The organism is Haloarcula sp. KBTZ06, from assembly GCF_048595605.1.
GTDB classification, from domain to species: Archaea; Halobacteriota; Halobacteria; order Halobacteriales; family Haloarculaceae; genus Haloarcula; species Haloarcula hispanica.
The window spans coordinates 2,484,907-2,507,561 of sequence record NZ_CP184337.1; the positions used below are offsets into that span (position 1 = coordinate 2,484,907).

Here is a 22,655-nt window from a genome sequence, read left to right on the forward strand (position 1 = left end):
ACCGGAGGCAGGGTTCGGACCGTCGCGGGGTACGCTTTTGCCGATTCCGTCCGACTACCCGGGTATGTCCGCCACACTGCGCGAAGCGGTCGCCGAGCCGGTCCGGGACGCCGTGCCGTTCCTGGTCATCACCGTCCTGTGGGTCGTCGTGATGATCGTCCTCTATGGCCTGTTTCTCCTGACCAAGCCTGGCGACATCACCTACGACGCCTGGGTCCACGCGACAGTGTTCGTCATTCCAGCTATCGGGTTTCTGGGACAAACCCTCCAGCAAGCGCTGTCGGGCTGAGCGGAATCGGTGCCGGTCACTTCCAGGGGTTCGGCACCAGTTCGGCCTGTACCGTCGCGCCGACGGCGAGGTGCGTGCCAGTCGTCGGCTCGGCGACACAGAGCAGGACGTAGCCGTCCGCCAGATGCTGCTCTTTGAGCGCCCGCGGCGGGCGGTGATGGACCACGTCGCCGGACAGCAGGCGAGCGGTACAGGTCCCGCACGCTCCGGTTCGACAGCCGAACGGCAGCCCGATATCCGCGGCCTCCGCGGCGTCGAGTATCGTTTCGCCGTCTGGCACCGAAACCGTCTCCGTCCGGTCGCTGTCCCGCCAGTCCAGCAGGACCTCGGTCATCGGCCGCCCAGTCGCATCGTCCTCATTGCCACACGTCGCTGGTACAGTCGCCGTCGGGCCACCGGATCTCGTGGGCGCGAGCAGGGCCTTCGGGTAGGTCGCCGAAGTCCACGAGGAAATCCCGGTCCAGCGACATCGTCCCCGTCCGCGGGTCTACGTCGGCTTTGAGCATCACCGACCCCTGCTCGGCCTCCTCGGGGAAGAACTGGTTGTCCCACGACGAAAACAGTGAGGTCGTCCAGTACAGCCGCTCGCCGTCGAGCGAGAGCTGGAGCATCTGCGGCCCGGCGACAATATCGCGACCCTGGACCTGCTCGATGTCGCCGAAGTAGCCGCCGATAGAGATGGAATCGGCTTTTCGGGGGTTCGACGGGTCCGAGATGTCGTACATCCACACCTCGCCGTGGAGCCAGTTCGACCCGAAGAGGTAGCGGTCGTCCATCGAGATGAGGATGTCCGTCACCAGTGCCGGGACCGGCATGTCCCACCCCTCGTGTTCGCGGTCGTCGAACTCGATGACCGGCTCGGCGTGATATTCGCCATCCGATTCATGGAAATGGATGATATTCGAGGATAGCGCCGCGCCGACGTAGCCGTGCGTGCTCTCGGGCGTGTGCAGGAAGCGGGCCTCTAGCGGAATCAGGCCGTCCTCGCCGAGGTCGATGGTCTGCTCGACGGTGCCGGCCTCCCAGTCCCAGAAGTTGAGCCGCTGGCCGTACTTGCCGTCCTCGACATCGTCCAGGTCGAAGCCGGGGTAGTACGTCTTCGGGGCCGCCCACTCCGTCGACAGCATCACGTTCTGGCGGGGCTGGTACCAGTAGTCGTAGTTCATCTCGATCTCGCCGGGCGGGTCCCACCGCCCCTGCACCTCGAAGTCGTCGTTCAGTTCCAGAAAGCCGCCAGGGAGGTCGCCGTCGGCATCGCCGAGCATGGAAATGAGAATCTCACCGTCGGGGATGCAGTGGACGGTGTGGGGCGCGGAGAGGTCGTGGTCGTACACCGCCTCCGGTTCGATGACTTTCGTCAGTTCGGGGTCGCGGCGCTCCTTCGTGTCGACGATGTGGATGCGCGAGGAGCGCTGGCCGGGAATGACGAGGTGTCGGCGCTCCAACCCCTCCATGTGGCACGACGACGAGCAGGCGTTCCACCCGAAGTGGTGGAGTTCGTCGCCCTTGTTCGGCATCTGGACCCGGTTGATGATTTCACTGTACGTGTCTGAGTCGGGGTCTACGTCGACGACGGCCAGGAAGTCCGGCGCGTCGACGTCCTGACCGACGTGGAGGCCCATCACGTAGGCGGTCCGTTCGCGCTCGGCCTCCTCGATGGCCGCCTGCGGGGTGGCATAGCCCGGCCCCTCGTGGTCGTGATGGTCGTGTGTCTCGCTCTCTGACGGCTGTTCGGCGTCACTCATGCATGTTAGTTACATACACATTACATTTTAGCAACGTGTTCCGGATGAAACGGCCGCTACATGCGGCGTGGTAATGGCGGCGTCCGGATCGATGCGCGGGCCGCCGCTGACTTCACGCCAGTTGTCGCCAGCTCCAAGTCGGCTCCCAGTCGAGCAGCCGCTCGGCTTTCGTCGTGTCGATGAGCGTCGCATACGGGTTCTCGTCGTCGGCTGTCGGCCCCCGGTAGTCAGCATCAGGGTACAGTTCCGCCGCGAGTTCGGCGCTCGGCGTCTCGGCGCTCGTATCTGGTGCCGAGACCCAGACGCGTTCGTGGCCGTCGAACGACGCCGCGACGGCCCGCTCGACGAGCCGAACGGCGTCGGTGGTGTGGACGTACGCGTACAGCGTGTTCCGCTGGGTGTGGAAGTGCGGTGACGCCCGAGACCCGGTGAGTGTCCGGTCTGCCTCGACGAACGTCTCCCTGGCCAGGTCGTCGTCGACGACCCACGGAAGCCGAAGCGACGTGATAGTGTCCGGGGCGTCCGCACTCCGGCGAGCGAACCCGTCGGCGGTGATCTCCAGTGCCTGTTTCCCCATTGCATACGGGTTCGACGGCGTGAGGCGGTGGTCCTCGTCGATCGGAAGGTAGTCGACTGTGATGGGGTCTGATTCGAACCCGCCGCCGATAGCGCTGAAACTCGACGCCAGGGCAACCGTATCGACACCCAGTTCGCCGGCCGCCTCCAGCACATGATAGCTGGACATGACGTTGCTCTCGTAGGTCCGGTACCCCGGCGTGTGGTCGGGCGTGGGAATCATCCCGAGATGGACGACCGCGTCGGGGCCGGATTTTGCGAGTGCGCCGTAGACCTCGCCCGCATCGAGCAGGTCAGTCCTGACGTATGCGTCCGAATGGTCTTCCTCCCGTTTCCCACGGGAGAGGTTGACCGTTCGATACCCCGCTGCAGTCAGGTGTTCGAGGACGTGCTGGCCGACGCGGCCGTTGCCACCAGTAACGGCGACCGATTCGGGCATAGCTACGTCTGCACCGCACAGCCCCAAAACAGTCCCGCAGGGCCTACGATGCCATCAGCGACCGCCGAACGGCGTCCTTGATCGGCGTCTGGTCAATCGGCACGACGTCCTGCAGGTCCATCTCCGGGTCAACCGTGACCGGGTTCCGCATACTCTCGGCCAGCGGCCGCGCGATGGCGTACTGTACGTCTGTCGTGAAGCGAAGCCAGTGCGAGGACAGGCCCGGCGTCATCACCGGCACGGCAATGATAAACACCCGCTTGCCCTTCTCCGCGGCGGTGAGTTTCAGCAGCGACTCGTAGGACCACACCGACGGCCCGCCGATGTCGTAGGTCTCGCCGCGGGTCTCGTCGGCACCGAGTAGCTCCACGAGGTAGCTGATTGCGTCGTCGACGCCGATGGGCTGACACGGCGTTCGGACCCACTTGGGGACGAGCATCAGCGGCAGGCGGTCGGTCAGGTCGTCGACGATCCGGAAGCTCGCACTTTCCGGGCCGATGATGACCGCCGCCCGGAGCACTGTCAGATCGAACGACCCTTCTGCGAGCACCGACTCGACTTCGCGCCGCGACGCCAGATGAGGCGAGAGGTTCTCCTCGTCACCGCTGATGCCGCTGAGATAGACGACCCTGTCGACCCCCGCAGCCGACGCCGAGTCGGCGAACCGGCGGGCGTAGCGACGGTCTAACTCGGCGAAGTTCTCGGACGTGAGCGAGTGGATGAGGTAGTACGCAACGTCGATATCGTCACAGAGGCCATCGAGGGAGTCTGGGTCACCGAGATCGCCCTCGAACGGCTCGACGCCGTCGGGAAAGGATTCCTCGCTCGCGCTCCGGGAGAACGCCACCACCTCGTGGCCCGCTTCGGCCAGGGTATGAACCAGTCGCTGTCCGATGAATCCGGTCGCACCCATAACGAGCACACGCATGTGTTCGTACCTTGTGTCGGAACCTCAAGGACGTTGCGGCGATTGCCGTGCAGTCCTGCCGCTGTCTAGAGCTGTAGGACGAGACGTATCGGTCACAGTGTGGCCGCAAAATAGCGGGCGGCGAGGGATTTGAACCCCCGACCATCTGGTCCGGAACCAGGCGTTCTGTCCGCTGAACTAGCCGCCCACGAAAAGTGCTATCAGACTGTCCGTCTTAACGGTTGTGAACCGCAGCGTCAAGGTGACTCGCCGGTTTCGAGGGTGAAGTCGCTGGTCGGATAGGCGACACAGGTCAGGCAGTACCCCTCTTCCATGTCGTCATCCATCAGCGAATCGTTGTTGCTGTGGCGGATGTAGTCCTCGGCCGGGCCGTCCTCGATGTGGCCGGCACAGGAGATACACTGGCCCTCGCGGCAGGCATAGGGGAGGTCCCAGCCTTCCTCCTCGCCGGCGTCAAGGAGCGGCTCGTTGTTGGCGACCTCGATCGTTTCACCCTCCTTGGCGAATTCGATCTCGTAGTACTCGACCTCGTCCTCGGCGATATCGTCGGGGTCGAAGCCCTCGTCCTCCTCTTCGGCCTCCTCGCCTTCGCCGAGTTCGCCTTCGGCCTCACCAGCCGGAATCGCTGTGGCACCGCCACCACCGATAGAGCGGTTGTACGGCTCCGGGAAGTCCGTCTCGGGGACTGTCGCGGCCCGCTGCTCGAGGACCTCCTGGGAGATGTCTTCCGGTGCCTCCCAACCGGTCCCTTTGGCGTAGTGGAGCGCGACCACTATCAGGGTGAGCGTGGCCCCGGCGGCGAGTCCAACGAGTTCTACCATGTGTCCGGCTATGGAATACTGGTTTAATTAGCTGTTGTTTCACCCGCAGCCGCCCGCGAACGGCCCGGCCACCAGACGACTGTGTGCCCGGCGACGGGCGATTAATTTCCACAGTGTTTAGTACTATCAATTAATGGAGTATGTCGTGGGACTAAAAGATTCGTGGAACGATCTCGGTACCGCCGGAAAGGTACTCGTCGGACTGGGCGTCGGCGTGGCTGTCCTGTTCATCCTGATTCCGATCATCATCATCGTCGCGGCGATAATTGCGTCCTTCGTACTGGGCATGGGTAGCAGTGGCGGCGACGTAGCTGTGGCCCCGCAGGCCTCGTTCACGTTCGAGTACGAAGAGACGACAGACGGCGTCGTTGCCGTCGTGACACATGACGGTGGTGATACGATCAGTGCAGAGCAACTCACTATCGAAGTGGCGGACGGACGAACAGTGGGGTGGGACGATGACGACGGCGAGGTGACCGCCGGCGACCAGTCACGCGTTAGCGTCGAAGACGGAGCTGAAGTCAGCCTCGTTTGGCACGGGGACGACCAGACAACGGTGCTCGCAAAGGGTACCGCTCAGGCAAGCGAGTTCTGAAGCGATACGGTAGCACACTCACGTCCGACGTGGGACGTCGTGGCGACCGAAGCCGTATCGGAGGCGGCTGGCGAGGCGGCGCGAGAAGCGGCCGTCGTCGGCCCGCGAGCCGAACCGCTCGGCCAACGACTGGTAGATGAGCGGGATCGGCACCTCCTGTTCGAGCGCTTCTTGCACGGTCCACGTCCCAGTCGACCCGCCTTCGACGCGGTCGGCCACGTCGCCGAGGTCGTTGCCCTCCTCGCGGAACGCTTCCTCGCAGAGCTCCAGCAGCCACGAGCGGATGACGGCCCCGTTGTTCCAGGTGTTTGCGACCGATTCCAGATCGAGGTCGTACCGGCCGTTAGCCAGCAGTTCGAAGCCCTCGCCGTAGGTCTGCATCAGCGCGTACTCGACCCCGTTGTGAACCATCTTGACGTAGTGGCCCGACCCCGCCGGCCCCATCCGGTCGTGGCCGTCGGGGCCGGTCGCGACGGCGTCGAAGACGGGAACCAGTTCGTCGTAGGCCCACTGCGGGCCGCCGACCATCAGCGAGAAGCCCAGCTCCGCACCGGCGGGGCCGCCGGAGGTGCCACAGTCGAGGTAGGCCGCATCGGTCGACTCGGCACGGCGAACCGAGTCCTCGAAGTAGGAATTACCGCCGTCGACCACGATATCGTCATCGTCCAGTGATGGGGCCAGTTCATCCAGCGCGGCGTCGACCGGGTCCCCGGCTGGGACCATCAGCCAGATTCGTTTCTCCGAGCCGAGTTTCGCCGCGAGGTCGGCGATGGACGATGCCGGCTGTGCACCGGCTTCAGCTGCGTCGGCGACGCTCTTCTCGTCGATATCGAAGACGACGACCTCGTGGCCGGCTTCGAGCACGCGGTCGACCACGATGCGGCCCATGCGTCCGAGTCCGATGACGCCAAGTTCCATACCGGGGAGTCGCTGACCGAACAGGTAGGGATTGCGGTTCGACAGAAAAGCGTGGCACGAACACCATCCGTGCCGTCGTCAGTCATGGTACCGCCCCGGCCGACCGTCTCGGAAGCGGTCGTGGGAGCCAGCAATTGCCACGAGTCCTGTCCCGTACTGCACCGGATACTCCGGCTCTGGAACGCAAAAAATCCACGGAATACAATCACATCGTCCGTTGTAATCCCGGGACCACCGCCGTTTTGTTCCGGCCACTCTTGGTGAGAATATGGACGACCGCATACGCGAACACGCCAGGATTCTCGTCGACTGGAGCGCTCGCATCGACGCGGGCGACGACGTGGTCGTGGCTGTCGAGGACGGCGCACACGATCTCGCAGTCGCCGTGGCCGAGCAGCTTGGCGACCGCGGCGCGAACCTCCTGTCGACGTACCAGTCGGACGAACTCACGCGGGCCTATCTGGGGGCCCACGACGGGTCATTCACCGAGAACCCCGAGTACGAACTGGCGCTGTACGAACGGGCCGACAGCGTGCTGTTCCTGAAAGGGTCGCGGAACACTACCGAGACGGCCGACGTGGACAGCGACCAGCGGCAGGCGTACTCGACGGCGCGACAGGCAATCAGAGAGGCCCGGCTGGACACCGACTGGGTGTCGACCCAGCACCCGACGCGGGCGATGGCCCAGCAGGCCGGGATGGCCTACGCTGACTACAAAGACTTCGTCTACGACGCAACGCTCCGGGACTGGGAGGCGCTGGCGGAGGAGCAGGCCCAACTGAAGGATATCCTCGACGACGGCAAAGAGGTCCGAATCGTGGCCGACGGGACGGACATCACGCTGTACATCGACGGCCGTATCGCCGTCAACTCCGCCGCCAGCGTGGCCTACGACTCCCACAACCTCCCCTCCGGCGAGGTGTTCACCGCGCCCTACGACACCGCCGGCGTCGTCACCTTCGACGTGCCGATGACGATACAGGGCCGCCGGGTGAAAAACATCGAGCTGACGTTCAAGGACGGCGTTGTCGTCGACTGGGCGGCCGAACAGGGCGAGGGTGTCATCGGCGAAATCATCGGGACCGACGGCGGTTCGCGCCAACTGGGCGAGCTCGGTATCGGGATGAACCGCGGCGTCGACCGCGTCACCGACAACATCCTCTTCGACGAGAAGATGGGCGGGACAGTCCACCTCGCGCTCGGGCGCGCGTACGACGCCTGCCTCCCTGAGGGCGAATCCGGCAACGACAGCGCCGTCCACGAGGACCTCATCACGACGATGGGCGAGGGGTCGCGGCTCGAAGTCGACGGCGAGACGATTCAGAAAGACGGCCTGTTCCGCTGGGAAGACGGTTTCGAAGGGTAGCTGTCGCGGTACTGCAGTGCTGTCGGGCGGGAATCGCTGTTGCAGTGCTGTGGGCCGGGAGTGGCCTCCGTGCCACGACCCGGGGGAGGGCAGGCCTGCTGAGGGCTGTACTGATGCTGTTGTGATGTACCGCGAGCGGAGCGAGCGGTTTCACTCCGAGCGCGGCCGCAGGCCGCGACTCGGAGGTCGTTTTTAGCGTAGATTTTTGCAAGGGGGGTTCCCGCAGCGCCGAAGGCGCGAGGAAACCCCCCGCAGTAAAAAGGTACTCTAGATTGAGAGGAACTGCGACACCAGCCACTTCGTAAACGTCCCAGTAATTGCGCCGATCCACGAGAGCACCACGAAGTGCATGTAGGTGTTGGCGTTGTGGCCACCGTCAACGGTCCGGATCATCAGCGATGACAGCATCGCGCCGAACATGATAATGATGATCAGCAGGAACTCGATGAGCGGGATGTTGTAGACGCTAGTGTTGATAAGCGAGGCAGCGTCGAGCCGGCTCCCGGTGCTCAGGTTGAGCGACATATCAGCGAGGATGTTGACGACCTGCAGGCCGATGAAGAAGGCGAAGGTCGACGCGGCGGTCATCCCGTAGAGGAGGCCCACAAGCGTCGTTGCCGCCTGCTTGCGCTTCTGGCGGAGTTGTAGCACCTGATTCATGTTCTCGGAGATAAGCTCGCCCAGTTGCTTTGGCGATCCACCCATCTCGCGGCCGATGAGGTACATCTCGGAGAAGGTCTGGATGAGATAGGAGCGACAGTCGGCGGTAAAAAAGCGCCAGGCAGAGGTCGGCTCGATCCGCATGTTCAGTCGCTTGTAGAGGTTGTCGATGTTCGGCGAGAGCGCGCCGAAGTCCTTCTTGCGGAGGGTACGAAGCACCGCACCGGTCGTCGACTGCTTCGCGCCCTCGGTCGCCCCGAGCGCACGGATGAAGTTCGGGAACTCGGAGTCCCGGTCCTTGATGCGCTGTTCTTCCTGTCGGAAGGCGATGCCGGGGATGAGCATCGGCGTGATCGGCGCGGCGGCGTACAGCGGCAGCGGCACCTCGTCGAACATGAAAAAGAGGTCGTTCAGCGTGATCGGCGAGATGCCGAGCATCCCCCCAAGCGTGATGAACACGAGCAGCATCGACAGTCCCACGCCGGCGACCATCGATTTGTTGAGTTTGGACTCGATCGGCGACGGGTAGTCGACCGGGTGGAACCACACCGGGTCGTAGGGGGCCATCGAGCGGATGGCGAGGTAGAAGCCGGTCTGGACGAACACGAACATCACGATGACGGCGCTGACGGTCATCGTCGGGTTCGTTCCGGTCAGCACCGGCAGGACGACGGCGAACACCAGCGCGAACGTCATCGACAGAATCATCGAGAGGTAGAGGTCCTTCATGACTTCCAGGCTGTCGAGCGAGCTCTTGTACACCGTCGAGTAGTGCTGGATGATCTGCTCCTGTTCAGTCAGGAGGTAATCGTCGAGTCCCTGTCCGGCCCCGAGCGTGTACGCGAGGCGGTCGAAGAAGTCCGAAACTGCGCGGCTCGGGACCTGTTTGGCCCGGCGACGGCAGGCGTCGTCGAGACTCAGGTTCCAGGTGTCGACTAGCTGGACGATGCGGTGCATCTCCATCGCGAGTTCGCCGTACTCGTCTTCCTCGGCCAGCGTTCGGAACACTTCCATGCGGTCGATTTTCGTCGTCGCGAGCACGGTCATGTGCGTGATAAGCAGGTGAAACCGGTTGTTGAGTTCGCGTTTGCGCTGGCTCAGGAGGATCTTTGGGTAGAAAATCGCCGACGCCATCACCAGAAATCCAAGCAGGGGAATCGGTGCTCGGACCGCAAGGGGTTGATCCAGCAGCAAGGCGACGACCGTCGAAATAACGAAAAAGGCGACGGCTGGTAGCAGGATGAGGAAGAGATACCGCTCCAGCGGGATCGTCATCTGGCGGTAGGACTCCACGAGCGACTGGATCGTCTCGGATATCGTCAGGTCGAGTCCGCTTTCGGCTTCGCCCTGTGCCATCGTTAGTCAGGCCTGGCGATGTTGAACGGAATCCCTTCGACGCCGTCACGCTGGAAGTCCGAGATGAAGTCGTTGACTTCGTGATACCCCAGAATCCCCTCCTGGATGGCCCGCTCGATCATGTCAGCACGGAACTGGAGGTCGTCGTAGATATCACGCGTGTCCTCGTACCCCAGGAGGGTCGCGATCTGCTCTTCGAGGACGAAGGAGTTGTTCATCCCCTGGAAGATGATCTCGTCCTCGACGGGGTCCCAGTTGAACACCTGCCGGGTGACGACACCGTCCATCTCCTTCGAGTACCCCTCGATCTCCTGAACGCTCGTCACGCGGCGCAGGACCTGATCGCCCTGCTTGACGCGGTTCTGGAACAGCGCCACGTCGGCCACGTCCATGAACGTCTCGGGGACGTTGATCGGTTCGCCGGTGAAGCGCTGAATCATCGAGACGATGTCGCTCGCGTGGAAGGTCAGCATCACCGGGTGGCCGGTCTGGGCGGCCTGGAACGCCATCCGTCCTTCCTCACCACGAACCTCCCCGACGATGATGTAGTCGGGGCGGGAACGCAGTGCAGCGGCGACGAGGTCGAACATGTCGATACTGGTCCCCTCGTCTTCGCCTTCACGAGTGAGGAGTTGCTGCCAGGTGTTGTGCGGGGGCAGCACCTCGGCGGTGTCCTCCGCGGTGTAGATCTTCGCGTCGTCGGGGATGAACGAGGTGATGGCGTTCAGCGTCGTCGTCTTCCCGGACGCCGTCTCCCCGACCACGAACACCGTCTGTTCGTTCTCCAGACAGAGCCAGAGATACGCGGCCAGTTGCGGCGACAGCGTCATCCACTTGGTAATCTGGAAAATCGAGAGCGGAACGTCGTCGCCCTGACGGATGGTGAGCGACGGGCCTTTGAGGCTCACGTCGTCGGAGTAGATAAGGTTCAGACGCGACCCGTCCGGCAGCGTCGAGTCGACGATAGGGTCCGAGTCAGAGACCGGGTCACCCATCCGTTCGCCCATGTTGCGGAGCCACTGGTCGAAGGCCTCCTCGCTCTGCCACTCGACAGTGGTTTCGAGCATCCCGTAGACCCCGTGGTCGACGTGACATTCGCTGCGGCCGATAACGTGAATGTCCTCGTTGGCCGGGTCGCGCATGACCGGTTCGAGCGGGCCGAGGCCGACGATGTCGCGGTTCAGCCGGTAGAGGATGTTCTCGTAGGTCTCCTGTGTGACCTCGACGCTGTTCACGTCGGTCAGGTTCGACAGGCGCGTGAGGACGCCGCTGTCGCTGTCTTCGTCTCGGACTTTGGTGGTTTCCTGCAGGAGTTCCTCGATACGGTCGTCGAACTGGGCTTCGTTTTCGGGCGCGGGCTTGTTGACGCTGCGCTGGAGCAGACGGTTCCGGACCTTTCCGAAGACGGCCCGCTCGTCCTCGTCGAGTTCCGGCTCGATGGCGTAGTACTTCATGTCCTGGCCCACGTCGCCGTAGATATGACAGAAGATGGGGCCGCCGACCGGGTAGAGCACGTTCGGCCGGTTCGTCTCGTACTCGTCGTCGGCCTCGTCGATGAGCATTGGGAACTCACCGGTGATCTGCTTGAACTTCTTCAGGTGGTCCCGCAGGTGGGGCCGCCGCGCTGCCATCTGCCGAAGTTCGTCCGACGGTTTCGCACGTCCGTGGTCTGTCATATCTTATATCACCTCTAGGCGACGCTGCGCGATTCGATGACGATGCCGGTTCCCGAGCGGACCGAGAACCCGATGGTGTCACCGACCTGTTCGCCCATGCCGGCGAATCGGAGGACGTTGATCTGCCGGCGCACGTCGTTGCCGACCTCGATCATCTCCAGTTCGATGAACACGTCGGCGATGGCCCGGAACGGACCGATAGCCTCCTCGTCCAGCGTCGACGGGTCGACGGTGAGCATGATGCATTTGCCCTGTGAGATGACATCCCGGAAGTAGGAGATGACCTCCAGTGCGGCCTGTCGTTCCTCGTTTTGCCGAACGAGGGCTTCGAACTTGGGGTCGTTCCGGAGGATGGCGTCGAACGTGTCGATGACGACGACGTCGGCGTCCCACATCACTTCAGCCTCCATCAGCCGCTTGAGGAGTTCCTTCCGCTCGGACTGTTCGTCACCGCCGGTGAGCGCGTTCGACTCGCCGATGTCGGCGTGCAGGAACAGCACGTCCTCGTCGAGGATGTGGTCGACCATGTCATACGACAGCGAGTGCATCTGGTCGAGGAAGCTCCCGACGGTGAGTTCCGTCGAGAGGTAGGTCACTTCGTGGCCCTCCTCACAAAGGCCGTAGGTGAACCGCTGGCTCATGGCGGATTTGCCGGCCCCGTAGTCACCCTCGACGAGGATGATACTGCCGGGCGGGATACCGCCGCCCAGTTCCTTGTTCAGTCGGTCGTGATCGTCCAGTCCGAGCGAGAATAGGTCAGTACTTGCGATACTCATGTGTTGAACTCGAACACCTCCTCGTCGCCGTTGACAATCAGCTTGAGGCGGTGGTCGCCACCGTCAAGGTTGCCGTTGATGTCGATGCGAACGACTTCACCGGGCCGCCAGCTGTTACCGCCGTCCGGCTCCAGCGTCACCGTGTAGTCACTGGTGAAGGCCCCATCGACGAACACATCTATCTGCCCGGGGACTGGCGCTAACGTCTCTGAGCCGGTGTTTTTGACGTGAATCGTGATTGTGTTTGCGCCGTTATCATAGATGGTGTTGCTGCCGCTGTCGGAGATGATTTCGACATCGGTCCGAACGTCGCTACTCACGTCCAGCCCCTGTTCCGAGACAGCGTTGCTCAGCTCGCCGATACTGCTCGTAAAGACGCCGGCCACGCTCGCGGCGATAGCCATCGACGCGATGAACAGGATCAGGTGAGAGACGGAAACGCTCGCCATGTTAGCTCACCACCATCGTTTCGGCGATGCCGTTCTCGGTGACGACTTTCACCCGGTCGGGTTGACTACTGAGTGAGGTGACGGTAATCTCTAACCGCTCCTGTGACGCCCAGATATCCGTCGAGGGGTCGGTGTCAACGGTCGTGTCATAGCCCGCCTGATAGTCGTTGTCGACCAGCAGGTCGGTTGCTTCGACCGACAGCGTCTCGGAGCCGGTGTTGTCGACGGTCACGACGAGATTCTCGCTGCCGCTCGCGTTCCATGTCGCCGAGACAAGCGAGATGTCGGTGTTTTGCTGGTCGAGCAGCTGGTCTCGCTGGTCCTCGCGAGCGTCGTTGACGCGCTCGAAGCTGTTCGCGGTCGCGGAGTAGAACATTCCGAAGCCGATGAACGCGGCCACGAAGATGACGGCTGCCGAGCCGCTAACGCTGAATCCCATCGGAACCACCTCCACCGACCAGTTTCGAGAGCGCAACGGCGTCAGCCCCGCTGTCACTGTCAAGCTGCGAGATGTAGTGCAGGCTCTCCGTGTGGTGGTCGATAGACAGCCCATCCCCGGTGTCGTTCACGTCGTTGAAGCCGCGGAGGTACTCCTTGAGCTGGTCCGCGACCGACTCGTCGATCCAGTCGATAGTCTCGTAGTAGTCGATAGCGCGAGCCGTCTCGCGGTAGCCCGAGTGCTGGACCAGGAACTCGAGCCACTCGACGATGATGAGGTCCGCCGCGAACCCTTCCGGCATCGTCGACAGATACGGCTTCCCGCCGTCGTCCGCATCTGCGGCCGAGCTGTCGTCTGCCACTGCCTCATCGCTACTGCCGGTGGCCGCCGTCTCAGTCTGTGTGGCAGTCGGTTCCGGTTCCGGCTCCGGTTCCGGCTCTGGCTCTGGCTCCGGTTCCACGGCTGGCTCGGGTTCCGGCTCTGGCTCCGGTTCCGGTTCGGCTTCCGTAGCCGCCTCGGCCTCGTCACTCCCGTCGTCCTCGATGACCTCGTCGAAGAGGTCGTCGTCTTCCAGCCCGCCCATATCGTCGTCCGAATCCTCCTCGCCCAGCATATCGTCCTCCTCGCCCAGCAGGTCGTCATCGCCTTCGCCGAGCAGGTCATCGTCGTCGTCCGCTTCTTCCTCGGGTTCCTCGCCCTCGGCCCACTCGGCGTCGCCGGACTCGTACTCGTCTTTGAGCTCTGCGAACGATTTGCCGCCGTCGCCGTCGTCGCTGTCCTCGTCCATACTCTCCCCGTCGTCCATGCTCATCCCATCGTCCATGCTCATGTCGTCCTCCGTGTCGTCGAAGTCGTCGAACTCCTCGTCGAACGACCCGCCGTCGTCCTCGAAGTCGCCCATGTCGTCGCCACCGTCGTCGGGGAACATGTCGTCGACACCGCCGTCGTCCATCGACATGTCGCCGCCAGTGTCCTCCGTCAGGTCTTCGTCGAAAAAGCCCTCTGCGTCGGCGTTGGCGACGTCGTCGTCGATGTCCTCCTCGGTATCGTCGCTCCCGTCGTCGTCGAACAGGCCGAAAGAGCCGCCGCCTTCGCCCATGCCGCCCATACCGCCGTCGACGTCGTCGGCGAAGGGGTTGACGCCACGGGTGACCATCTCGTAGATATCGAGCAGCTTCCGGACGTTCTCCTCGGTCTCTTCGACGGACTCGGAGATGCTCTCGTTTTCTGTCCGAACCGTGTTGACCGTCGAAGAGAGGCTACCGACCTCGTTTTCCAGTTCGTCGAGACGGTGTTCCAGTTCGTCGGTGTCGGGTCCGCTCGCGTCTTCCATGTCGCCGAACTCGTCGTCACCGAACCCACCCATGTCGTCGCCACCGTCGTCGAGCCCACCCAGACCGCCGAGGTCGTCGCCGCCACCGCCGTCGTCAGCCATCAGACCGCCGCCGTCGGCCATCTCGCCGCCACCGCCGTCCTCGCTCGCATCCCCGCTCTCGTCGTCCGACAGGATCGAATCGAACATATTCTTGATGCTCATACCGACCAGCCCGCCGGTCAGCAAGACAAAGAGGGCGGGTGCCAGTCCAACCAGTTCCGGTGAGACGGCTGGAGCCAGCGGCACGAGAGCGAGACTACTCATCTCTTGTATCTCATGCTGTTTCTACTCTTGAATATTCCCCTTAGCGTATCATATTTGATAATAATATCCCATTTTCCCGGCTCAGATACAGTAAATTAACTATTCAAGTACTAGCCTATTACATTTCAGATTAATTTCGGACGGAAGATCGGGGGAACAGAGTGTGTCAGTGCGCCCCCGGCAGACGAACGGCAGTCACCCGTCTGACGTCCGGAGTCGAGCACGAGTCCTGCTCGCAGACGTCACAGCGTTATCGAATCCGTGTTCGCGCTTTTGACGATGAAATTGCCGGTGTCCGCTTCTAGTTTGACGGACCGGCCGTGGTCTCCGCCCAGGTCTTCGCCGACAACGGGAACGCCGTGTGCATCCAGCGTCTCGCGCACCTTCTTGGCGTTTCGCGAACCGATAGAGGAGCCGTTCTCGGAGAAGTCGAGCATATCGCTCCCGCCGGCGATTTTGGCCTCCATCGCCTCCGTCGACGCCCCGGCATCCGCCATGGCCTCGATGAGCACTTCGATGCCCGTGTCCGCGAACTTCGCATGGTTGCCGCCGTCGATATCAGCCGCCGACGGAAGCATGACGTGAACGAGCCCGGCCACCGTGTTACGGGTGTCGTATACCGCGATACCGATACAGGAGCCCAGCCCGCTCGTGGTCAGCACAGCCGGCTCTGTGGTCACCTTGTACTCCGCGATGCCGACTTTGATACGCTCGGGCGTACTTTGTTCGGGACTCTCTGTTTGGCTACCATCGTATACTTTCATTATTTGAATATCTGTTCGACGTCCGCGCCCGTCTCGGTCGCCCGCTCGACATCGAGGTCGTCGAGGGCGGCGCGTAACTCTTTCTCGTTGGGCAGGGCGTGAATCTCAGCCTGGAATTCGATGTCGTCGGTCCGCATCTGGGAGTCGATGATGAACGCGTGCTCCTGATACTGTCCGACCTGCGCCGCCAGCGGGTCCATAATCGCCCGCCCCATGTCGTGCACGACCCGCGGCGGCGTGTGCTCGACTGACGTCTGGAGGACGTTCGCCCAGCCGTCGACGAACCCGCTCGTCATGATGTTCCCCAGTTCCTCGATGGCGGCCTTGTGCTGGTCGGTTAGCTCGTCGCTGTCCATCTCGATGGGCATCATCGCCTCTGCGACGTTGATCGCGGAGACCTCGTCGAACAGCACCATGAGGTAGCCACTGGGCGTCCCGGTGAACTCGACGACCGTCCCGACGAACGTGTCCGTGCCGATCTGCTTTGGCACGTCCTCGATGGGGGCGAAACTGATCTGAGTCACCTCCGACTCGGTCGGGATGCCGGTCATCATCTCGACGTTGTCAGCGGCTTTCTGGGTGCCGCTAGTCGTCATCTCGTTGAACGTCTGGAGCTTGTCGATGGGGATGGCGTCGCCGTCCGTGTCGACGTGGTCCATCATCATCTCCGTGAGCGCTTCGTACTCAGGGAGCATGTAGATGTAGAAGTTCACCGACTCGTCGATCCATTCGATCTCCGATTTGAACACGAACACCTGCTGGTGGTCGCCGTTCTCGGGTGCATCGGGAAGCACGTCACCGCCGGACTCCTCGATGTACTCCGGCGGCGAGTGATCGATGGTCGCACCGACGTAGTCGGCCCAACCGTCGATGAAACCGCTCATCATGATGTTGCCGATCTCCTCGATGCCACTCCTGGCCATCGCCTCGTCGTCGCTGCTACCGGGCATCATCTCCTCGGTGATCGTGCCGGCGCTGTCTACGTCGAAGGCAAGAACGGTATCGCCCTCCAGAACGCCATCGAAAGAGAACTGGACGCCGACGAAGTCACGGCCGGCCAGTTCCTCGCCGACGTCTGCTCTGTCGAGCAGCGTTATCTTGGTTACGTCGACGACGGCATCGATGCCCGTCATCTGGCCCATCGACTGCGTGGCCTGTTCGGCCCCCTCGTGAGCGAGTTGGTTGAACGTACCGAGCGACTGAATATCGACGTTCATCTATGAGGGGACGACGTCCTCGATGGCCTCCATCACACTGGGTTTCTGGAACGGCTTGGTGATGTATCCGTCAGCCCCCGCTTTCACTGCCTCCTTCATTTTCTCTTCCTGGCCGACACTTGTACACATGATGACGTTCGCATCGGGATTGGAAGATTTGATCTCGTCCGTGGCCTCGATGCCATCCCGGATGGGCATCACGATGTCCATCATCACCAGGTCTGGCCCTTCTTCTTTGAACACTTCGACAGCTTCGACACCGTTCTCGACCTCCCCAACGATCTCGTGGTCTTCTTCGAGAATCTCGCGGAGGAGGTTACGCATAAACTCTGAATCGTCGGCGATCAGTACGTCTGGCATGCCTATCAAGCCTACATATCGTGATGAGTTAGATAAAGGTGTCCCGTAAATTATCGCGTGTGATATCGGTGGGTCCCGAAACCCAGTTACACCGCGGGGAGATGCGGTGTGAGAACGCGAATGAAATCGAGCGCGAAGGAGCCATACTGGAAGTACACGAGCCCCGAGAGGAGGAGGTACGCTGTCGTCAGCCCCGCCGGGAGCGCCAGACCCAGTGCGACCACTCTGGACGGGACGCGGTCGGGAACGAGTATGCGGCCCAGCACAGCCCCAGCACAGACACCAGCACCACCGAGATTGAGGAGTGCGTGGAACTGTACCGCTTCCCCGAGCGCCAGATCAAGTCCGGCAACGACGCCGAGTCCGATGAGGAGACCACCAATTGTACTCGCAGCGTACCCGCCGGCGAGCCACCGCTTCGCGTCGCTGACGGTTTCGTGGACCGCCGGAATCCGAACGACGCCGTACATGATCAGCGGGACCGTCGGCAGCAGATATCGAACAGTGAGCTGTGTGTGCAGTGGCAGGCGGCTCAGATAGACGAGCGTGAACACAGTTGCGAGGGTCGCAACGAGCATATCGGTCTGGGTTCGGGGGGAATAGTACGACGGACGGACATTCCACTGCCGCATCCGCTGAACAGCTGACCGGACTAGAACCACGGGGAGTGCCGCGACCGCGCCGAAAAGCGGGACGGCCTCGACCATCGTGAGTTCGATCGCCTCGTAGGAGTTCGGGGTGTAGTTGATCTGTGGCGCGGAGCCGCTCCGCAGGAAAATCTGTGACAGTCGCTCGGGCGTAGCCAGGACGTCGAGACCACGGCTGACCGCATCCGAAACGAACACCATCGCGGGGGCCGCAGGTCCCATGATCCGGTCGAACAGGCCGAGAATCGGTGTTATGATCGGCGTTCCGGTATCACTGTCCGCCCCTGTGGAATCACTGCCACCACTAGACCCGCCATCACTCCCGTCGGAACCCCCGCCAGTCCCACCGTCCGTTCCGGCACCCTCAGTGCCGCCAGTGCCGCTACCGCCACCGGTTCCGGCATCGCCGCCGGTCTCAGGTGTGAATTCGACGTTCGCACCCCCGACGGCGGAGAGCAACCGCGGCGGTTTGACCGGGTTACCAGAGATAAGGAAGTTCGTCACGAGCATCGGGAGCGAGCCGAGGAAGAGCGCGAGGGCGGCAACGGCCAGATGGAGAAGCGAGTTTCGCCTTGCAGTGACAAGGTCTACGAGAGCCAGCGTCACCACGAGGAAAAAGCCCTCGAAGGCGTGGGTCCAGGTTACCAGACCAGCGGCGATGTACGCGCCGGCACGAAAACCCAGCCCGAGCCGAAATTCGGCGTCCGCATACGCAACTCGGCTCCGAGCGAACAGATACACCGTCGTCAGTATCAATAGCCCTACTAGAACGTGCCGTTTCGGAAGCGAAGCCCAGAACCCGACAGACGAGGCGATACCGATTGCGACACCAGCCGCCAGGGCGACTGAGCGGTCGTGCCAGATTCCGACGAGGCGGTAGAGGACGACGCCGGTCGTCGCTGCTGCGAGCATCGTCGATATCTGGAACGCGGCTAGCGCGAGCGCAGTATCGGGGAGCGCCGTCGCTGTCAGCGCACCGATCAGAAACAAGACAGCGACGAGACCGCTACCGACCCACAGCACCGTTCGCTTGGCGACATTGGTGTGGCGCTGTCCGAGCACGCTAACGTGAGCCACGAAGACGAGCGCAGTGCCCGACCAGAGTCCAAGGAGCAGTAGCCGGGGTGTAATGAGCACGGACAGCCCTTGCAACGCCCAGACCAGCGGGACAGCCAGAAGTATCTGGCCGTAGTTGCGTCCGTAAAGCCTGCCGCCGGCCTCGTGCAGACCCGGTTGCGCGCCGAGTGTCAGGGAGTACGGCGTCTCTACGATGTGGAGGTGCCCGTTCGAGACAGCGACGAGGGCGTTGGCAGTGGTGTACGTGTCGGTGACGAAAATCCCGACGCGCCAGTAGAGCCCGAACGTCACGAGCAGGCCGAGCCAGAGGACATAGCCGTAGCGGTCACCGAAGATTGCCGTTCCGACCTGGCGACAGCGGCCAGTGAGCCGTTCGATGTCTCGAATCATTGCTCCACCTGCACTGTCACGTTTTCAGCAACGATTGTCTCAGCGGTTTCGAAGCTCTGGACCCGAAGCAGGACGGTTCCCCTGTACACGTCCCGCTCCAGTGACGACGGCGTGACCGCTCTGTCACCGGGTGCGAGCCGGTACGTCCCGGACTGACCGTCCGAAAGGACCTGTTCGTCTTCGAGGGAGATGTCGAGCGCAGGGACTGCGACCTGATACAGCAGTCTCGGACGCCCCGTCACGGAGTCGACGGACACGCTGGCATCGGGCACTCTGAGATACACGACGTTCGTGCCGAATCGGCCGTCCGTGAACCGTAATTCCGACGTCGGCAGTTGGACGGAACTGACAGTCGCCGTCCCGTCGCCGATAGTCGTCGGCTGTGGCCTGACAGCGTCGACGCCGACGAGCGGTCCCGTCACGACGAGCGTTACCAGAACGAACAGGGCAACGGCCGTCGGCGGATGGCGCGGGACCATTATCTACCCTACACACTGCCGTGCCCGGATTTAAATCCCTCGTCGGTTGGGCAGGTTGCTGCCCCTGTTCATCGCGATAGCTGCTCGATTGCAGGTGGTCGTTGTGGAAATGACCTACAGCGGCCCGTCTCAGAGTTCGGCACCGTCGGCGGCCTCGACGGCTTCCAAGAGATCAGCGATAGAATCGTCCGGCGTCAGTTGCGTCGACCGGACGAGCTGTTTGATGACTGCCGGCGGATAGCGAACCGGCACGTTCGATTCCGACAGCAGAATACCCAGCACTTCTTCGACCGGCGTCGACCCGTCCATCTGGCGACCGTACCAGAGCATGAAGCTCTCGAAAACGGTGACGATGTCGTTGGAAGCGAGCTGCTGCTGGTCGACGTCGCCGTCGAACTTCGCGGTCACGTCGAAGCCGTATCTGGCGTTCGAGTCGGCCATCTGTTCGGCAAGCCACTCGTGGACGTTCGCATCCGAGAACTCGGGAGTCGACGGCTCCGGGTTCGGTGCAGGAGACGGCGGGGATTCAGACGCCGAATCCGATGAGACGTGGTTCCCGTAGGAGTCGTCAGTGCGGACGTCCGACGAAACGACGTAGCGGCCCTCGTCGATTTCAGTGACGTGCTCGTCGTCGGCGATATCGAGCTCTTCGGGCGAAAGTACCTTGCCCTCTTCCGGATTCGGTTCGTCTGACCGCCGAGCCATAGGTACTAGTGTGTGAGGCTATCGTATAACTCCGTCGCTGGTCAGGGTGGACGAAAAGAGAACTACGTCGAACCGAAAAGATGACCGAATTTAGAGGCTGACTGCGGAGTTACCAGACAGAGTCTCCGGGACGACCAACCGAGCGGTCGTCGTGCCACCGGACTGGGTGTTCAGGCGAATCGTCGCCGTCTCACCCTCACCGAGGCCATCACCGGTGCCGCTTCCGCGGATTAACTCGGCGCTGAATATGATCGTCGCGCGGTCAGACGGGTCGTTCAGGACCTGGCTCCCTGAAATCGAGTCGTCGTCGTCCTGCACATCAGAGACAGCGAAGGAGGACCCGTCGGAGGGTGGGGTGTCACTGTAGCCAGACGAAGTGAGGTCGTACGAGCCAGTAGAGTCGACCCACTGGGCGATCGTACTACCGATGTCGATGTTGCCCGCACCGGGTGCCTTCTTCACCGTCAGCTTGACCGTGTCGATCGTGCTGCTTGAAGAATCGATTTCTTCACCAACAGCGTTGACGAGCTGCAGTCGGTTCGTCACTTGGTCACTGCTCTGTTGTCCGGTCTCCTCGGCGCTGCTCTGGAGGAAGCCGGCCGTGTTGATCAGGACGCCCGCAGCGATTGCCGCCACCAGCACCATCGCGATGAACACGATCAGGGTGCCGATACCGACCTGCCCGCGGTCGTCGTCGTTCGTTAGTTCCGTTAGCATTGTTGATCCGGGTCTGTCTGACCCTATCTGTTGACTCTTTTCATGGGTAATAATACCTCCTCTCAAATTATACGTCTTGATAACCAAGTCACTGATCGTCGTAAGCAACAGTCTCAGCGGCCAAAACAGATATTTGTCCGAGAATAGACGGAGCGCTGAATTCTATCTCTGAGAGCAGTAGTCAACAAAAACGTCTGGCCGTGTGAGGACTCCTAAATGACCGTTACGTGTCGGAGCCAGTAGTGTGCCGCAAGCTAACCGGTGGAAAGCACGCAGAAGGCAGAAATAAGCTACGAGTATATCAGCAATTGAAACTGAAAGATATGACGCCTTAGAGGGTGACTGCGGAGTTACCAGACAGAGTCTCCGGGACGACCAACCGAGCGGTCGTCGTGCCGCCGGACTGGGTGTTCAGACGAACCGTCGCCGTCTCACCCTCACCGAGGCCGTCATCAGCAGCGCCGCCGCGGATCTCTTCGGCGCTGAAGATGATCGTCGCGCGGTCAGACGGGTCGTTCAGAACCTGACTTCCCGAAATCGATCCGTCATCGTCCTGGACGTCAGCGACGGAGAACTCGCTCGCGCCCGGGTCACCGTCGTAGGTTCCTTCGTAGGTGAGGTCGTACGAGCCACTGGAGTCGACCCACTGGGCGATCGTACTGCCGAGATCAATGTTCCCTGCACCAGGTGCCTTCTTCACCGTCAGCTTGACCGTGTTGATTGTACTGCTGGATGACTGAATGTCTTCACCGACAGCGTTGACGAGCTGCAGTCGGTTCGTCACTTGGTCACTGCTCTGTTGGCCGGTCTCCTCCGCACTGCTCTGGAGGAAGCCAGCCGTGTTGATCAGGACGCCCGCAGCGATTGCCGCCACCAGCACCATCGCGATGAACACGATCAGGGTGCCGATACCGACCTGCCCGCGGTCGTCGTCGTTCGTTAGTTCCGTTAGCATTGTTAATCCGGGTCTGTCTGACCCTATCCAACCGTTCTTTTCGTCAGTAATAATACCTCCCCCCAAATTATATTACTTGATAATAGGGTCCTGAGGGGCTGTGGAGGTTTTTGCCAGAAGAATACCTATAGTTAGGTCTGAAGAAGATAACTGAGCTACGTCGCCTCTAAGAATCAGATTTAATTGCTTCTATAGGTCGGTATCAGCGATGGAAATAGCTGGTTGTCTGGTGTATGGTCGGGAGGTATCGTGTTGCGTGCAAGCTGGGGCGGTCTATACGAAAATAGACGTTGAAACCGGAGTCGACAATGAGATGAGTCACAGAGAAATCCGCTCACGGGCAGGGTGGTCAACTGATGCAGTCGAGAAACACACTCACTCGTACGTGACGAGACTGTACATCACGAACAGATAGCCGAACGTCGTCAACCCACTGTTGACTAGCAACAACGACCGTACGCCCTCGAAGTCGTTGATGAACGCGCTAATCATCGTCGCGGCCGCGCCCGCGATTGCAAGCGAAAATCCCACCGAGAGGTGAAGCATCGCCTGCCGGGATGTCTGGACGTACGCCCGCATGGCCATCCCGACCATTGTCAGTCCGGCCACGACGAACACCAGCGTCGATATGGCATAGAGAAGTTCTATCATCAGCACTGTACAGGGCTACAG

General features: G+C 61.9%; 24 protein-coding genes and 1 tRNA gene. 3 read left to right on the forward strand and 22 right to left on the reverse strand.

The window, feature by feature from the left end:
* The first annotated feature begins 64 nt into the window (after positions 1–64).
* Complete coding sequence (locus tag ACNO8S_RS12940; protein ID WP_044952285.1) at positions 65–289, forward strand: hypothetical protein; 225 nt, start codon at positions 65–67, stop codon at positions 287–289.
* A 16-nt stretch (positions 290–305) separates the two neighbouring features.
* Here the strand turns inward: ACNO8S_RS12940 and ACNO8S_RS12945 are convergent, their stop codons facing one another.
* From ACNO8S_RS12945 to ACNO8S_RS12970, 6 genes are all read right to left on the reverse strand, one after another.
* Positions 306–623 carry a 2Fe-2S iron-sulfur cluster-binding protein gene (locus tag ACNO8S_RS12945; RefSeq protein WP_151103820.1) on the reverse strand — a complete coding sequence of 106 codons (318 nt, stop codon included), beginning with the start codon at positions 621–623 and terminating at the stop codon, positions 306–308.
* A 22-nt stretch (positions 624–645) separates the two neighbouring features.
* Positions 646–2,034, reverse strand: a complete 1,389-nt coding sequence (locus ACNO8S_RS12950; RefSeq protein WP_420182046.1) for a selenium-binding family protein — start codon at positions 2,032–2,034, stop codon at positions 646–648.
* A 112-nt stretch (positions 2,035–2,146) separates the two neighbouring features.
* Positions 2,147–3,049: an NAD-dependent epimerase/dehydratase family protein gene (locus ACNO8S_RS12955; protein WP_014041325.1), complete on the reverse strand. Its 903-nt coding sequence runs from the start codon at positions 3,047–3,049 to the stop codon at positions 2,147–2,149.
* A 43-nt stretch (positions 3,050–3,092) separates the two neighbouring features.
* The gene (locus ACNO8S_RS12960; protein ID WP_050007261.1) at positions 3,093–3,977 is read right to left on the reverse strand and encodes an NAD(P)H-binding protein; all 885 of its coding nucleotides are present in this window, start codon (positions 3,975–3,977) and stop codon (positions 3,093–3,095) included.
* A 114-nt stretch (positions 3,978–4,091) separates the two neighbouring features.
* A tRNA-Arg gene (locus ACNO8S_RS12965) sits at positions 4,092–4,164 on the reverse strand.
* A gap of 49 nt (positions 4,165–4,213) precedes the next feature.
* Positions 4,214–4,798 carry a 2Fe-2S iron-sulfur cluster-binding protein gene (locus ACNO8S_RS12970; RefSeq protein ID WP_014041327.1) on the reverse strand — a complete coding sequence of 195 codons (585 nt, stop codon included), beginning with the start codon at positions 4,796–4,798 and terminating at the stop codon, positions 4,214–4,216.
* Between the two features lie 145 nt (positions 4,799–4,943).
* Here ACNO8S_RS12970 and ACNO8S_RS12975 point away from each other — a divergent pair, with 145 nt between their 5' ends.
* Positions 4,944–5,393, forward strand: a complete 450-nt coding sequence (locus tag ACNO8S_RS12975; RefSeq protein ID WP_129755612.1) for a type IV pilin — start codon at positions 4,944–4,946, stop codon at positions 5,391–5,393.
* A gap of 18 nt (positions 5,394–5,411) precedes the next feature.
* Here ACNO8S_RS12975 and gnd read toward each other — a convergent pair whose 3' ends face one another.
* On the reverse strand, positions 5,412–6,311 hold the full coding sequence (gnd, locus tag ACNO8S_RS12980) for a phosphogluconate dehydrogenase (NAD(+)-dependent, decarboxylating) (protein ID WP_014041329.1): 900 nt from the start codon (positions 6,309–6,311) through the stop codon (positions 5,412–5,414).
* 268 nt (positions 6,312–6,579) lie between these two features.
* Between gnd and ACNO8S_RS12985 the strand changes: the two genes are divergently transcribed.
* Positions 6,580–7,677, forward strand: a complete 1,098-nt coding sequence (locus tag ACNO8S_RS12985; protein ID WP_420182047.1) for an aminopeptidase — start codon at positions 6,580–6,582, stop codon at positions 7,675–7,677.
* A 267-nt stretch (positions 7,678–7,944) separates the two neighbouring features.
* On the opposite strand, the gene flaJ is transcribed toward ACNO8S_RS12985, so the two are convergent.
* The 15 genes from flaJ to ACNO8S_RS13060 all read right to left on the reverse strand — a co-directional run bounded on the left by flaJ (position 7,945) and on the right by ACNO8S_RS13060 (position 22,634).
* Positions 7,945–9,693: an archaellar assembly protein FlaJ gene (flaJ, locus tag ACNO8S_RS12990; protein WP_014041331.1), complete on the reverse strand. Its 1,749-nt coding sequence runs from the start codon at positions 9,691–9,693 to the stop codon at positions 7,945–7,947.
* 2 nt (positions 9,694–9,695) lie between these two features.
* Positions 9,696–11,369: a type II/IV secretion system ATPase subunit gene (locus ACNO8S_RS12995; protein WP_023843417.1), complete on the reverse strand. Its 1,674-nt coding sequence runs from the start codon at positions 11,367–11,369 to the stop codon at positions 9,696–9,698.
* Positions 11,370–11,383: 14 nt separating this feature from the next.
* Positions 11,384–12,145: an ATPase domain-containing protein gene (locus ACNO8S_RS13000; RefSeq protein WP_014041333.1), complete on the reverse strand. Its 762-nt coding sequence runs from the start codon at positions 12,143–12,145 to the stop codon at positions 11,384–11,386.
* A complete protein-coding gene (locus ACNO8S_RS13005) occupies positions 12,142–12,594 on the reverse strand; it encodes a CARDB domain-containing protein (RefSeq protein WP_014041334.1) in 453 nt (150 codons plus the stop codon). The genes ACNO8S_RS13000 and ACNO8S_RS13005 overlap by 4 nt, the downstream gene beginning before the upstream one ends.
* A gap of 1 nt (position 12,595) precedes the next feature.
* Positions 12,596–13,033 (reverse strand): flagellar protein F, encoded by a 438-nt coding sequence (locus ACNO8S_RS13010; RefSeq protein WP_014041335.1) that lies wholly within the window; start codon positions 13,031–13,033, stop codon positions 12,596–12,598.
* Positions 13,017–14,672, reverse strand: a complete 1,656-nt coding sequence (locus tag ACNO8S_RS13015; protein WP_420182048.1) for a FlaD/FlaE family flagellar protein — start codon at positions 14,670–14,672, stop codon at positions 13,017–13,019. Before ACNO8S_RS13015 ends, ACNO8S_RS13010 begins: the two co-directional genes overlap by 17 nt.
* Before the next feature lie 242 nt (positions 14,673–14,914).
* Entirely contained in the window at positions 14,915–15,436 is a 522-nt protein-coding gene (locus ACNO8S_RS13020; protein ID WP_014041337.1) for a chemotaxis protein CheD, read from the reverse strand.
* Positions 15,436–16,653, reverse strand: coding sequence for a chemotaxis protein CheC (locus tag ACNO8S_RS13025; protein WP_014041338.1), 1,218 nt, complete (start codon positions 16,651–16,653; stop codon positions 15,436–15,438). The genes ACNO8S_RS13020 and ACNO8S_RS13025 overlap by 1 nt, the downstream gene beginning before the upstream one ends.
* Entirely contained in the window at positions 16,654–17,013 is a 360-nt protein-coding gene (cheY, locus tag ACNO8S_RS13030; protein ID WP_004515265.1) for a chemotaxis protein CheY, read from the reverse strand.
* Between the two features lie 86 nt (positions 17,014–17,099).
* Positions 17,100–19,127 (reverse strand): hypothetical protein, encoded by a 2,028-nt coding sequence (locus ACNO8S_RS13035; protein WP_420182049.1) that lies wholly within the window; start codon positions 19,125–19,127, stop codon positions 17,100–17,102.
* Positions 19,124–19,606 carry a hypothetical protein gene (locus ACNO8S_RS13040; RefSeq protein WP_064288699.1) on the reverse strand — a complete coding sequence of 161 codons (483 nt, stop codon included), beginning with the start codon at positions 19,604–19,606 and terminating at the stop codon, positions 19,124–19,126. Before ACNO8S_RS13040 ends, ACNO8S_RS13035 begins: the two co-directional genes overlap by 4 nt.
* A gap of 129 nt (positions 19,607–19,735) precedes the next feature.
* The gene (locus ACNO8S_RS13045; RefSeq protein ID WP_050007264.1) at positions 19,736–20,311 is read right to left on the reverse strand and encodes a DUF7500 family protein; all 576 of its coding nucleotides are present in this window, start codon (positions 20,309–20,311) and stop codon (positions 19,736–19,738) included.
* A 90-nt stretch (positions 20,312–20,401) separates the two neighbouring features.
* Positions 20,402–21,028, reverse strand: a complete 627-nt coding sequence (locus tag ACNO8S_RS13050) for an archaellin/type IV pilin N-terminal domain-containing protein (protein ID WP_151145231.1) — start codon at positions 21,026–21,028, stop codon at positions 20,402–20,404.
* Between the two features lie 331 nt (positions 21,029–21,359).
* Entirely contained in the window at positions 21,360–21,983 is a 624-nt protein-coding gene (locus ACNO8S_RS13055) for an archaellin/type IV pilin N-terminal domain-containing protein (protein ID WP_191449424.1), read from the reverse strand.
* A 375-nt stretch (positions 21,984–22,358) separates the two neighbouring features.
* Positions 22,359–22,634: a DUF7521 family protein gene (locus ACNO8S_RS13060; protein WP_008307830.1), complete on the reverse strand. Its 276-nt coding sequence runs from the start codon at positions 22,632–22,634 to the stop codon at positions 22,359–22,361.
* Between the last annotated feature and the right edge of the window lie 21 nt (positions 22,635–22,655).